Origin of the sequence: Sphingobium sp. (assembly GCF_032153725.1) — a bacterium.
GTDB lineage: Bacteria > Pseudomonadota > Alphaproteobacteria > Sphingomonadales > Sphingomonadaceae > Sphingobium.
Genome location: NZ_JALDYQ010000104.1, coordinates 1 through 12,903 on the forward strand (window position 1 = coordinate 1; position 12,903 = coordinate 12,903).

At 67.0% G+C, this 12,903-nt stretch carries 13 protein-coding genes; 8 read left to right on the top strand and 5 right to left on the bottom strand.

Annotation, left to right across the window (positions count from 1 at the left end; all coding sequences use genetic code 11):
* The first annotated feature begins 74 nt into the window (after positions 1–74).
* The 5 genes from RUH75_RS21795 to RUH75_RS21815 all read left to right on the top strand — a co-directional run bounded on the left by RUH75_RS21795 (position 75) and on the right by RUH75_RS21815 (position 5,716).
* Positions 75–515 (top strand): HIT family protein, encoded by a 441-nt coding sequence (locus RUH75_RS21795; protein ID WP_313809295.1) that lies wholly within the window; start codon positions 75–77, stop codon positions 513–515.
* 30 nt (positions 516–545) lie between these two features.
* Positions 546–1,844: a glycosyltransferase family 1 protein gene (locus tag RUH75_RS21800; RefSeq protein WP_313809296.1), complete on the top strand. Its 1,299-nt coding sequence runs from the start codon at positions 546–548 to the stop codon at positions 1,842–1,844.
* A 163-nt stretch (positions 1,845–2,007) separates the two neighbouring features.
* The gene (locus RUH75_RS21805) at positions 2,008–3,615 is read left to right on the top strand and encodes a beta-3-deoxy-D-manno-oct-2-ulosonic acid transferase (RefSeq protein WP_313809297.1); all 1,608 of its coding nucleotides are present in this window, start codon (positions 2,008–2,010) and stop codon (positions 3,613–3,615) included.
* Complete coding sequence (locus RUH75_RS21810; RefSeq protein ID WP_313809298.1) at positions 3,608–4,885, top strand: capsular biosynthesis protein; 1,278 nt, start codon at positions 3,608–3,610, stop codon at positions 4,883–4,885. The genes RUH75_RS21805 and RUH75_RS21810 overlap by 8 nt, the downstream gene beginning before the upstream one ends.
* Positions 4,886–4,891: 6 nt before the next feature.
* Positions 4,892–5,716, top strand: a complete 825-nt coding sequence (locus RUH75_RS21815) for a phosphotransferase (protein WP_313809299.1) — start codon at positions 4,892–4,894, stop codon at positions 5,714–5,716.
* Here RUH75_RS21815 and RUH75_RS21820 read toward each other — a convergent pair.
* Positions 5,703–6,311 (bottom strand): ATP-binding cassette domain-containing protein, encoded by a 609-nt coding sequence (locus RUH75_RS21820; protein ID WP_313809300.1) that lies wholly within the window; start codon positions 6,309–6,311, stop codon positions 5,703–5,705. The two genes, RUH75_RS21815 and RUH75_RS21820, sit on opposite strands and share 14 nt — an antisense overlap.
* Positions 6,301–6,999 (bottom strand): molybdate ABC transporter permease subunit, encoded by a 699-nt coding sequence (gene modB / locus RUH75_RS21825; RefSeq protein WP_313809301.1) that lies wholly within the window; start codon positions 6,997–6,999, stop codon positions 6,301–6,303. Before modB ends, RUH75_RS21820 begins: the two co-directional genes overlap by 11 nt.
* Before the next feature lie 125 nt (positions 7,000–7,124).
* Here modB and RUH75_RS21830 point away from each other — a divergent pair, with 125 nt between their 5' ends.
* A complete protein-coding gene (locus RUH75_RS21830; protein WP_313809302.1) occupies positions 7,125–7,871 on the top strand; it encodes an HAD-IIB family hydrolase in 747 nt (248 codons plus the stop codon).
* Positions 7,872–7,894: 23 nt separating this feature from the next.
* On the opposite strand, the gene modA is transcribed toward RUH75_RS21830, so the two are convergent.
* Positions 7,895–8,668, bottom strand: coding sequence for a molybdate ABC transporter substrate-binding protein (modA, locus tag RUH75_RS21835; RefSeq protein ID WP_313809303.1), 774 nt, complete (start codon positions 8,666–8,668; stop codon positions 7,895–7,897).
* Positions 8,669–8,773: 105 nt separating this feature from the next.
* Between modA and RUH75_RS21840 the strand changes: the two genes are divergently transcribed.
* Positions 8,774–10,438: a molybdopterin oxidoreductase family protein gene (locus tag RUH75_RS21840; RefSeq protein ID WP_313809304.1), complete on the top strand. Its 1,665-nt coding sequence runs from the start codon at positions 8,774–8,776 to the stop codon at positions 10,436–10,438.
* Here RUH75_RS21840 and RUH75_RS21845 read toward each other — a convergent pair.
* Complete coding sequence (locus RUH75_RS21845; RefSeq protein ID WP_313809305.1) at positions 10,435–11,610, bottom strand: glycosyltransferase; 1,176 nt, start codon at positions 11,608–11,610, stop codon at positions 10,435–10,437. The genes RUH75_RS21840 and RUH75_RS21845 overlap by 4 nt on opposite strands.
* A 133-nt stretch (positions 11,611–11,743) precedes the next feature.
* The gene (locus RUH75_RS21850; RefSeq protein WP_313809306.1) at positions 11,744–12,307 is read right to left on the bottom strand and encodes a helix-turn-helix transcriptional regulator; all 564 of its coding nucleotides are present in this window, start codon (positions 12,305–12,307) and stop codon (positions 11,744–11,746) included.
* Positions 12,308–12,405: 98 nt separating this feature from the next.
* Here RUH75_RS21850 and RUH75_RS21855 point away from each other — a divergent pair, with 98 nt between their 5' ends.
* Positions 12,406–12,861: a DUF6456 domain-containing protein gene (locus RUH75_RS21855; RefSeq protein ID WP_313809307.1), complete on the top strand. Its 456-nt coding sequence runs from the start codon at positions 12,406–12,408 to the stop codon at positions 12,859–12,861.
* The last annotated feature ends 42 nt before the right edge of the window (positions 12,862–12,903 follow it).

The following is a 12,903-nucleotide window of genomic DNA, read 5'->3' on the forward strand; positions in this document are numbered from 1 at the left end:
AACTCGCTCCGGGCGTGACGGCGCAGCAAGTCGCCGCTAAGACAAGTGCGCATTATCTTGCTTAAGGACGCGCGATGAGCCTCGAGGGCACCTATGACGAGGGCAATGTCTTTGCCCTGATCCTGGCTGGGAAAATCCCTTCGACCAAGCTGTATGAGGATGAGCACACCTATGCCTTCCTCGACATCCAGCCGCAGTCCAAGGGGCACAGCCTGGTCATTTCCAAATGGTCGAAGGCGCGCAATATCCTGGAGGTCGAGGATGAGGCGCTGGCGCAGGTTATGGCGACGGTGAAGAAGGTGGCGCTCGCCACCCGCAAGGCGCTGGACCCCGACGGCATCCATGTCGCGCAGTTCAACGGCACGCCTGCGGGGCAGACGGTGTTCCATCTGCATGTCCACATCGTGCCGCGCTGGGAAGGGCAGTCGCGCAACTTCGTGGCGCATGCGCAGGGCGATTTCGCCGATCCGGCGGCTTTGCAGGCGCTGGCGGAAGAGATTCGCGCCCAGTTTTGATGCGCCCAATCCCAATGAAAGCGTGCTGACATGGCGCTCAAGCCCTTCAAGGCCCCTGGCGCGCGGCTGGCGCTGCGTTCCAAGCGGGAAAGCCGGCGCTTTGCCGGCGGCGGGCAGCCTGCGGAAGTCATTCTCGACATTTCGCGGCTGCTCTCGCGCAGCTTTCATGCCGCGCCCACGGGCATCGATCGGGTCGAATATATTTATGCGCGCGAATTGCTGGAGCGGATGCCGGAGCGGCTGGCCTTTGCCGCCGTGCATCCGGCGGGCGGCTATTACGGGCGGCTGAACGATGCGGCGGTGCGCCAGTTCCTGGCTTTCACCGCGGCGCGCTGGCGCAACACGGAACAGGTGGATGAGCGAGAGAGCAGGGCCGCCGTCATCCGCCACCTGATCGCGCTGCGCCCCCGTCCGGTGCCGGTGGCGCAGGGACCGCGCCTCTATTTGCAGGTGTCGCCGCATCATCTGGACGACGCCGATCAGGTCGGCGCGATCCTGCGGGCGGAGGGCGCGAAATTCGTGACTCTGGTGCATGACGTCATCCCGCTCACCCATCCCGAATTCGCCCGTCCCCAGGGGGCAGGGGAGCATCTGAAGCGGGTCCGGACGATCGACCGTTATGCCGATGGCATCATCGGCAACAGCCAGGCGACGATCGACGCGCTGGCGCCGCTCCTGACGCGCGGCATCACCGGGCGGGTGATCCGGGTGGCGCATTTCGGCGCCGATGCCCCGGACATGGTGGTGACAGGCAGCCATGCCGTGCCGGATCGGCCCTATTTCGTCTATATCTCGACCATCGAACCGCGGAAGAATCACCTGCTGCTGCTCAACATCTGGCGGCGGCTGGTGGAGCGGTGGGGCGGCAAGGCGCCGGTGCTGGTGCTGATCGGGCGGCGCGGCTGGGAAAATGAGAATGTCGTCGACATGCTGGAGCGCGCCGAAATCCTGCGCGGCCATGTGATCGAGGCGGGCAGCGTGCCCGACAATGAGATGAACGCGCTGGTCGCGGGCGCGCGGGCGATGCTGATGCCCTCCTTCGAAGAAGGCTATGGCATGCCGGTGATCGAGACTTTGTCGGCAGGCGTGCCGGTGATTTGCAGCGACATCGTCGCGCATCGCGAGGTCGGCGGGGAGGCGCCGGACTATCTCGATCCGCTGGATGGGCTCGGCTGGTTGCGTGCCATCGAAGCCTATGGCCGGGCGGATTCGCCTGAGCGGGAGGCTCAACTGACACGGATCGCGGTCTGGCGGCCGCCGACCTGGCAGGCCTATTTCGACACCATAGCGGACATGTTGGAGGAGATGACGGTTGCGGCCTTCGCTTGACGGCTTCCCCTCAGGGGATCAAGAAGCTGATGTGATTGCGTTTTTTTGGCGGCAGCAAGCATCGCTCCATGCGCGCAGGATTTGACGGGGCAGGGGGACGGCTTTTCACGTGAATGCGCCAGTTTTTCTGCGCTCTCCACCCTTTCCGGGCATAAGGCCGGCCATGGCGGCGATCAGTCGGACGCGGCAGGCCGGGGATGGGCCTGGCGCGGTGCCCGTCGCGGTGGCTGACGCCGTGCTGGATGCGATGGCCGCGGCGCGGGTGGGCGGCGCCTTCTGGGGGCACAGGCCCGCGGGGATCAGGCTGGTCGCGCGGGCCGGGGTGCCCGTGCCGGCTGAAGCGATGGCCGGGCTTTCGCCGCAGGAAATAGGGATCGTCCGCGGCGGCGACCGGCGCGGGAAAGCCGTTGCGGGCCGCGATCTGCCCTCCCCCATCGACGCCTGGACAGTGATCGCCGGCGCGCGGTCTGTGCATGCGGCCGTGAATGACGAACTGGCGATCATTGCGGGCTTGCTGGGGGTGCCGGTCCATGGCCCCGATATGCGGCCGGTCGCGGCAGGGGCGCTCCGGGAGGCCGCGCGCTCGGCCGTGGCGGCGGCCTGCTATCGCGACTGTTTCAGCGGAACGGAGGTCGATGCCCTGCATGCCGTGGCGCAGCTTGCCGACTGGCGACGGCATCTGGATGGCAATCGCGCCCTTGCCGCAGCAAGCGGCATGGCCTTTTGGAAGCGCGAGGCGATCCGTCATTTCCTGTGGGACGGGTTGCGCTCGCCGCCTTTCCTTTCCGGCGAGCAGGGCCTGAAGCGGGCGCGGCAAAGCGGGGAAGCGCTTGCCGTCTGGCCATCGCGCGTGGCTGCCGCCACCATGGCGGCGGCGCGGCAGGCGGGCGTCACCATCGCCAGGGTGGAGGACGGCTTCCTCCGGTCGAAGGGGTTGGGCGCCGCGCTGCATCCGCCCGGATCGGTCGTGGTCGATCGGTCGGGCATCTATTATGACGCGCGTTCGCCCAGCGATCTGGAGACATTGCTGGCGACCCATGATTTCCCGCCCGCGCTGGAGGCGCGCGCGGCGCGCCTGCGGCAGAGCATCCGGGATTCGGGCGTCACCAAATATGGCAAGGACGCCGGGCAGGTGATCGATCTGCCGGCGGGGCGGCGGACGGTATTGGCCGTGGGGCAGGTCGAGGATGATCTGTCGGTGGAATATGGCGGCGCGGGCGTTGCCGGAAATCTGGACCTGCTGAAGCGCGTTCGCGCGGCCGAGCCTGATGCCTTCATCGTCTACCGGCCCCATCCCGATGTGCAGGCGGGTCTGCGCAAAGGCCATCTGGGCGACGCCGTGGTGCTGGCCCATGCCGACTGCATCGACACCGGATCGCCGCTGATGGCGCTGGTGCAGGCGGTGGACGAGGTGCATGTGCTGTCCTCTCTCACCGGTTTCGAGGCGCTGATGCGCGACCGACCGGTGACGGTGCATGGCATGCCCTTCTATGCCGGATGGGGATTGACCAGGGATCTAGCCCATGATCTGGCGGCGGTCAGGGGGCGGCGCGGGCGTCAACTCACCCTGGATCAGCTTGTCGCCGGGGCCTTGATTCTCTATCCACGATATCTGGACCCGGTAACGCGCTTGCCCTGCGGACCTGAAATCATGGTCGAACGTTTGGCAAGCGGGGCGCCGTCGCCAACATCCTGGCTAACCCGTCTGCGCACTTTACAGGGGAAGTTGCAAAGATTTATGACCTTGTCCGCCGAGTATCTGCATGGTTGACGCCCAGCCCAAGACCTTCCTTTTTCTTCAGGGACCGCATGGGCCCTATTTCGCGATGCTGGCGGACGCCTTGCGCGCCGAGGGGCATGAGGCGCTGCGCATCAACATCAATGGTGGCGACAAGGTCGATTGGCCCGGCGCGGGTGCGACGGATTATCGCGGGACGTTCCGCGACTGGCCGCTCTTCTTCGACGATCATATCGTCAACCATGGCGTGACCGATCTGATCCTCTACGGCGATTGCCGTCCCTATCATGCTTCGGCGCACAAGATGGCGCGGTTGCGCAATCTGCGCGTCCATGTGGTGGAGGAAGGCTATATCCGCCCCGATTTCCTGACCCTTCAGGAAGATGGCGTGAACGGCAATTCGACCCTGCCGCTTGATCCCGACTGGTATCTGGAACAGGCGAAAACGCTGCCGCCGGAGGAAAACGGGCGGGAACCGCAAATCCCCTCCACCTTCCGCCAGCGCGCCTTCAACACGGGACGCAATGGCATGGCGTCGGCGCTGCTGCGGCCGATCTTTCCCTTTTACCGGACGCACCGCCCCAACAGCTTCCTCCTGGAAACGGTGGGCTGGTTCAAGAAGCTGAATTTGCGCAAGGGCGAACGCCGACAGTCGCGCGCCGAATGGGCACAGGTCAAAGACCGGCCCTATTTCGCTTTGCCGCTCCAGCTCGATTCCGACTATCAGATCCGGGTCCATTCGCCGTTCGGCACGATGCGGGCGGCGCTGCGGTTCGTGGTCAAGAGTTTCGCGGCCCACGCGCCCGCCAATACCGCGCTGGTGGTGAAGCGGCATCCGCTTGATCCGGGACTGGTGGCCTGGGGCCGGCTTACCCGGCGTCTGGCGGCCCGCTATGGCGTGGGCGAGCGCGTCTTTTACATGGCGGACTGGGATATTGCCGAGGTGGTCGACAGGTCGCTGGGCGTCGTGACGGTCAACAGCACGGTGGGCACGCTGGCGCTCAATGCGGGCAAGCCGGTCGTCGTGCTGGGCCATGCGGTCTACAAGGTTCCGGGCGTCGTGCACAAAAGGTCGCTGGACGAATTCTGGTCCGCGCCGGGGGCGCCCGACACGGCGCTCTATTCGGCCTTTCGCCGGGTGTTGATCGATCGTTGCCTGATCCGGGGCGGCCTGTTGAGCGAGCAGGGATTGCAGATGCTGGTCGAAAATGCGGTCGAGCGCTTGACCCGGCCGGCGCCTGTCCGCGCGAAGGAACCCCGGCTGGTCCTTGATCGCCAGCCCGCGCGGGCGGTTCTGCGATAGGGACGCGTGCCTGAGCAGGATGATCTGTCCGGCCCGCTGGTGCCGCTGGCTTCGGGCGCGAGCGCGAGCGTCTGCCGGGCCGGCGAAGGGCGCGTGCTCAAGATTTTCCGTGCGTCCGTATCGGAGGAGATGATCGCCCGCGAATGCGATGCCGCAGCCCTGGCGGCGGAGGCGGGCCTGCCGGTGGCGCGGCCGCTGCGGCGGCTGGAGACGGCGCAGGGACGGGCGATCCTTTATCCGCAGGTGATGGGTCCGACGCTGATGCGGCATATGCGGCTGCGGCCGTTGCAGTCGGGATCGCGCCTGCGCGAGATGGCCGTGTTGCACCGGCGGATACATGATTGCGCCGCGCCCGGCCTGCGCTCGCTGCGGCAGGTGTTGCGGACCGATATCCTCCATGGTCCCGCGGATTGCGGGTTGCAGAAGGCGGCGGTCGCGCTGCTTGACAGGCTGCCGGAGGGCGACCGGTTGCTGCATGGCGACTTCCATATCCGCAACATTCTGTTGTCGCCGTCGGGCATGGTGGCGATCGACTGGTCGAAGGCGGCGCGGGGCGCGGTGACGCCTGACCTGCTCCGCACCGAAATGCTGCTGCGTTTTGGCGAGGGGCCGCAGGATTGGCTGACCAACAGGGCACGGGACTGGGCGGCGCAGCACTATGTCGACAGTTACCGCCGTCTTGCCGCCGGGGGGCTGGAGAATGTCGCGGCTTGGCGGGCGATCGTCGCGCTGGCCTGGCTGCGGGCGCGGGCGCCGGTCAGGCAGAAGGCCTTTCTCGCCTATCTTGATCGCGCGCTGGCGGAAGCGGGCCTGCCCCTCATAGCGGAATGACGTGATCGGCGAGGCGTTCGACCTCCGCCCGGTCATGGCTGACGTAAAGCATCGGCATGGCAAGGTCGTGCTTCATGCGTTCGATCACGGTCAATATGTCTTCCCGCCGGGCCGGATCGAGGGACGAAAGTGGTTCATCCAGCAGCAGGAACCGGGGACCGGAGAGCAGCGCCCGCCCGATCGCCACGCGCTGCGCCTCGCCGCCGGAGAGCGTCGCCGGCCAGCGGTCGAGCAAATGGCCGATGCCAAGGAAATCGAGCACGGCCTCAAAAGACAAGGGGGCGTCGCCATGCCGTCCATAGAGCAGATTGGCCCGCACCCGCATATGCGGGAACAGCCGCCCGTCCTGGAAGACATAGCCCGCCTGCCGCCGGGCCGGTGGCACGTCGATCGCGGCGTCGCTGTCGAACAGCGTTTCGCCTGCGACGGTGATCCGGCCGCGGTCGGGCGTCACGATGCCCGCGACCATGTTGAGGATGCTGGTCTTGCCGGCGCCGGAAGGACCGAACAGGGCGATCAGGCCAGCGCCCGCGCGCGCATGAAGACGGATGTGGCGCTCCCCGATCCGGTGATCGATGTCGATCTCAAAGGACATGGTTGGTCCTTCCGCCGCTCGCCCGGCGCGCCAGTGCTTCCGACGCGACCAGCGCGGTGAGCGAGAGCAGGATCGAGAGGATGGCCAGCCGCGTCACCGCCGTTTCAGCGCCCGGCAGTTGCAGCGCGGAATAGATGGCGATGGGCAGGGTGCGGGTTTCGCCGGGGACGTCGGAAACGAAGGTGATGGTCGCGCCGAATTCCCCGATGGAGCGGGCGAAACCCAGCACCAGCCCCGCCAGCACGCCGGGCAGCGCCAGCGGCAGGGAAATGGTGAAGAAGACGCGCTGCCGCTGCGCTCCCAATGTCCGGGCGGCCTGTTCCAGCCGCCGGTCGATGCCCTCGATCGACAGCCGCATCGCGCGCACCATCAGTGGCATCGCCATGATGGCGGAGGCAAGCGCCGCACCGGTCCAGCGGAACATGAAGCTGATCCCCAGCATCTGTTCGAACAGCCTGCCGAGCGGGCCATTGGCCCCGAACAGCAGCAGCAGCAGCCAGCCGGTCACGACCGGGGGGACGACCAGCGGCAGGTGGACGAGGGCGTCGACGATCAGCTTGCCGGGAAAGCGCGACCGGGCGAGCAGCCACGCCAGCGCGAAGGCGACCGGCAGCATCAGCCCGACCGCCACCAGGCTGACCTTCAGCGACAGCAGGACGATGCCCCATTCTTCGGGAGACAGGATCATGCGCCCTCTTTTGAACAGGATGGGGGAAAATACCAGCCTTCGTCATGGGCATTGCATCCTGTGGGTCGAGAAGGCAAAGCCCCAACCCTGTACCGTCCCGTTCTATCCCGCCCGGAGCATTCCGCATGAAAATATTGATTGCCTTCGACCTTGATGGAACCTTGGCGGAAAGCAAGCAGCCACTGGGCGAGGCGATGGGAGACGCGTTGGCGCGGTTGCTGGACGTCGCCCATGTCGCGGTGATTTCCGGCGGCGATTGGCCGCAGTTCGACAAGCAGGTGGCGAGCCGCCTGCCGGAACGGGCCGACCGCTCGCGGCTGTGGCTGATGCCGACGACGGGGACGAAGCTCTATACGCATCGCGACGGCGCATGGACGCCGGTCTATGCTGAACTGTTCGATGAAGCGCAGAAGCAGGCGATCTTCGCGGCGTTCGACGCCTCGCTGGAAGCGAGCGGCTTCGTGCCGGAACAGGTGTGGGGCGAACGGATCGAGGATCGCGGCAGTCAGATCACCTTCTCCGCGCTCGGCCAGCAGGCGCCGCTCCATGCCAAGGAGGCGTGGGACCCCGATTTCGCCAGGCGCAAGGTGATCCAGGCGGATTTGCGGGAACGCTTGCCCGGCCTGTCGATCAATATGGGCGGCGCGACCTCCATCGACATCACGCGCGAAGGGGTGGACAAGGCCTATGGCCTTAAAAAACTGCGCGACGCGAGCGGGATCGCGCTCGACGCGATGATGTTCATCGGCGATGCGATCTTCCCCGGCGGCAATGACTATCCCGCAAAGCAGCTGGGGCTGGACACGGTGCGCGTGCGCGATCCGCAGGAGACGCTGTCGGTGATCGACGCGATCGTGGCCTGTCAGAAATAGCCTGTTCCTTCCCCGCTTCAGGATCAGGGCCGGGTGAAGCCATGGCGGGCGAACAGGCTCTGCCCTGCCCGCGACAGCAGGAACAGGCGAAATCCCTCGGCCTCGGCATTCTGGCTTCTGGCCAGCCGCGCCACGGGATAGCGGATCGGCGCATGGCTGCCCGCCGGGAACGTGCCGGCCACGACCACCGCCGTTGACGCGCGGGCATCGGTTGCATAGACGATGCCCAGCCGCGCTTCGCCACGCTCCACCAGGGTCATTGCGGAGCGGACATTGTCCCCCAGCGCCAGCCGGTTCGCGACCGAAGGCCAGACGCCAAGCGCGGTCAACGCCGCCTTGCCATATTTGCCAGCGGGCACGCTGTCGGGATTGGCCATGGCGAGCCGTGAATCCCCGAGCGCCCTGGCGATCGGCATGGCGCGGGCGATGCGCAGCCGCAGCGGCATCCGCGCCGGGGCGATCAGGACCAGCCGGTTGCCCGCCACGTCGGCCCTCGTGCCGCGCCGGAGCAGGCCCGCCTTTTCGACATCGTCCATCCAGTCCTCATCGGCGGACACGAACAGGTCGGCCGGCGCGCCGCTTCTGATCTGGCGGGCAAGGGCGGAGGAGGCGGCAAAGGACAGCACGGGCCGGGCATGGCGCCGTGCAGCCCAGGCGTCGGCGGCGGCGTTCATCGCCTCCTGCATGCTGGCGGCGGCGAGGACCAGAGGACCACGCGCCTGCGCCATGGCGGGGACATGTGATATATGGAAGAATATAGCGAACAGCGCGACGGCGCGGAGAATCGGTTTCAGCATGACCCCCTTCTGCCAGTTTCCCGCCCTTTTGTCTTGCCCTGCCATGGGTTAAGCGCAATCTTATGAAACTCCGCCCGACCCCGCCGGCTTCGGCCTGATCGCATCGTGCCGGTCGTTCGTTCGCTTTGCGGCCAATGCGGCGTGGGATGCGGCATCCGTGCCGTGACCGGGGAAGGGCGGGAGGTCCGGATCGAGGGCGATCCCGTGCATCCCGCCAATGGCGGCCTGCTCTGCGTCAGGAGCGAGGCGCTCAGGGACATGATCGCTCTGGAGGGCCGCTTGCTGCGCCCGATGGTGGATGGCCGCGCGGCAAGCTGGGACCGTGCCGTGGATCAGGCGGCGCGGCGTCTGTCGGGCGTCATCGCCCGCCATGGTCCCGGCAGCGTGGCGCTGCATGTGTCGGGCCGGCTGCTGACGGAGGATTATCATGTCGCCAACAAGCTGATGAAGGGCTTCATCGGCTCCGCCCATATCGATGCGCCTTGCTGTGAAGCGGGCGGCATGGCGGCGGCGCAGCGCGCTGCCTTTGGCGAGGATGTGACGCCCGCCACTTATGAAGATCTGGCCCAGGCGGACATGCTGTTGCTGGTGGGGGCGTCGACCGCCCGCCGCCATCCGGTGCTGCATGAACGCATCGCGGTGGCACGGTCGGAGCAGGGCGCGCGCCTCGTGCTGATCGCGCGGGACGGTGAGGGGCCGGACGTCGAGGCCGATGAGCGTCTGACGATCATGCCCGGCAGCGAAACGACCTTGTTGAACGGGCTGCTGCTGCATTGTCATGACAATGGCGCATTGGATCGGAATTTCCTCGATCGCAATCTGGCCGTGCCGCCGGATTTCTGGGCGGGGCTGCGCAAGGGCCACGATCTCTGGTCGGTCGCCCGCGCCTGCGGCCTGGGGCCGGGCGAGTTGCGCGGCTTTTACGAGCGGGTGGCGGCCACGCCCCGGCTGGTGACGCTGTTCAGCCCCCTTGGCGCGGGGGACGAAGCGCGCCGCCTGTCTGCCGCCATCCTCAACATCCATCTTGCGACTGGCCGGATCGGCAAGCCGGGGGCGGCACCCTTTGCGGTGACGAGCGCGGCCAATGGGATGGGCGCGCGCGAAGCCGGCTGCTGGTCCGGCGACCTTGCCGCGCATCGCGATTTTTCCGCCGAGGCTCTGGCGCATGTTGGCCGCTTCTGGGGTGCGGAGACGCTGGCGCGGCGGGAAGGGCTGTCCGGCGCCGGCCTGGCGGAAGCGATCGAAGCGGGGCGGATCAAGGCCCTGCTGATGTTGGGCGGGCTGCCGTCGACCTCGCATCCGATCCGGGAGCTGGTGGAACGGGTGCCGTTCGTCATCCTGACCACGCCCTGGGCCGATCCGGAACCGGCGGGACAACGCAGGATCGCGCTTCCCTCCCCGGTGTGGATCGAAAAGGACGGGACGCTGACCGGCGCTGACCGGCTGATCAGCCGCCAGCGGCGGCTCTTCCCGCTGCCCGGAGAGGCGAAGCCGGATTGGTGGATCGTGACCCGGATCGCCCGCGCCATGGGCTGGGGCGATGCCTTTCATTATGAACGGCCGGCGGACATCTATCGCGAGCATGCGCGGCTGACCGCTTATCGCAACGACGGCGCGCGGCTGCTCAACCTCAAGCGGCATGCGCCGATCTCCAACCCGGCCTATGATGAACTGACGCCATGGCGCTGGGGCGATGTGCCGTTCGACGAGGGGCGCTTTCCCACGCCCGACGGGAAAGCGCGGCTGATGCCGAGTTGGGTAATGTTCTAAACTGATTGCCCGGCGACCGCCCGCAAATGCTCCAGCAGCGCGTCGCCATTGGCCGTCCAGGTGAAGCGCAGCGCGGCTTCGCGCACCGCTTCGCGTTCGGGCGGATTGACCAGGATTTCGCTGATGGCGGCGGCCAGCGCTTCAGGCTCGCGCGCGACGATCTGCCCCGCTTCGGGCCGGTCGAGCAGTTCGCGCGCGCCGCCGACGTCGCTGATCACGATCGGCGTGCCGCAGGCCAGCGCCTCCACCCACGCATTGGCGAGGCCTTCGGACGAGGAGGGCAGCGCCATGACATCGGCCGCGGCATAGATGCGCGGCAGCCGGTCATGCGGCACGGAACCCAGGAAGCCGATGCGCCGGTCGACGCCCAGCTCCTCGGCCTGTTTTTCCAGCGCCCGGCGATATTGCCCCTGTCCGGCGAGCAGCAGCGTGACGCCATGCAATTGCGGCAGCGCCTGCACCAGCAACTCCTGCCCCTTGCGCGGGATCAGCGCGCCGACGCACAGCACCACTGGCCCTTCGAAGCCCAGGCTTTCCTTCGCCGCCGCGCGGTCGGCCAGTTCGAAGCGGTCGAGGTCGACGCCGGTATAATGGACGCGGATCTTGTCGCCGTCGATGCCCATGCGCGCCATCGACCGGCGCATCGCGTCCGATACGGCGAGCAGCCCGGCGGCGTCTTCCGCGGCGCGCCTGACCATTTTCCGCGTGCCCTTGCGCGCGCCCCAATAATGGATGTCGGCGCCCCGGGCCTTCACCGAATAGGGGATGTAGAGCGCGCGGGAGAGGCGCTGCGCCACCGGGCCGTCGGGGAAGAAGAAGCTGGCGTCGATGACGTCGAAGGGTTGCTGCGCATGCAGGCGTTTGACCAGCGGCAGGATCGCATGGGTCATGCTGTGCACATTGAAGCGTCCGCCGAATTTGGGGACGATCGGAAAAACGGGCCGGTGGACGGTCAGGTCCTTCCAGCGCTCCTTGGCTGGCAGGGCGCGCAGGGCGGCATAGCGTTTCGCCTTCGACAGCGGCCAGGGCGGGATGCCCAGCGGCGCGACGACCGTGACGCTGACGCCTTCCCGGCTGGCCAGCTCGCGCGCCTGCCGTTCCACGAAGACGCCGAAATTGGGGCGGCTCATGTCCGGAAACAGGGTCGAGAGCATCAGGACGTTCAGCGTCATCGCACCTTCCTGTTATCTTTTGTTCCCGCATTTTCCGAATCGTCAGGTGATGCCACCTGACTGGAAAATGCTTTAGCGGGCCCGTTTCCGATAATCATGGTCAAGGCAGGGTTAAGGATGAAACCGCCTTTGTCTACAGCCGTCTCACCAGCTGGACGGCCACGGCGCCCCAAGGTGGGTCACTTATCACCTGCTGGCGGGTGCCGCTGCCCAAAGGAAGGATGTGCAGCCGGTCATCCTCGCGCCCGATCAGCCGTCCGAACAGGAAGCGCCCGGCATGGCGGGGCAGCAGCAGGTCGCGGTTGAGAGCGCTGGAAAATTCATCGGGCAGGATGCGGCGGCACCAGATTTCATCACCGCTGCGGTAATCGCCGATGCTGCCCGACACCTGCACGCCGATCATGGCGTTGGCCGGTGCCGGCGGGGGCAGGGAGAGTGGGCGGGTCGGCGCGCGCGCGCCCTCCGGCCCCAGCAGGGCGGCGACGGGAACCACGCTTTGTCCCGGCAGCGCGACCAGTTCGGAAGAGGCGACGCCCAGCGCCCTGGCGATCCGGTTCAGCCAGTTGACCGATACGGTTCGGGTGCCCGTTTCCAGGCGACCGATGGTCTGTGCGGTGGTGGGGGGCGTGCATAATGCGCCGACTTGTTCCAGGGTCAATCCCTTGGCTTTGCGTACCTCCCGGATGCGGGTGATCATATTGGGTCCTGTTTTACCTATTTGGTTTTTCTTCTTTCCTACAAACTTGTCGGCGTGGCAAGTCCCCTTTCATCCGATTCCTGCAAGGAGACACGCCGATGGCAGCGCAATTTATCGAGCAGATCATAGAGGACCCCTTCGGCCAGGCGCAGAAGGTGGCGGTCAACCTCAGCGAATCGCCGCTGGCCTGGCTCCATGCGCGGGGGCTGTTGAGCGAGCGGCACTATCTGGCGGGGGACAGGCTGCGCGCGGATTGGGAGAAGGCCGGGCTGGGCCCGCGCATCACCATGCGATGGGATGCGGCGCCGGGGCAAGGGCGCGGCGCCGGCATGGGCAGGGCCGATCCGGGCCTGGCGCAGCTATCCGCGCGGGAACGGTTCGATGGCGCCATCCGCGCCGCGGGACCGGGGCTGGCCGACGTGCTGTGGCGCGTGGCCTGCGCGGGGGAAGGGCTGATCGCCGCCGAAAAGGCGCTGGGCTGGCCGAGCCGGGCGGGGAAGCTGGTGCTGACGCTGGCGCTCGACCGGGTGGCGGCCTGGTATCGGGTGGGGTAGGAAGAGCGGGTTATGGCCATTTGCGGACATTCCCACCCTCGT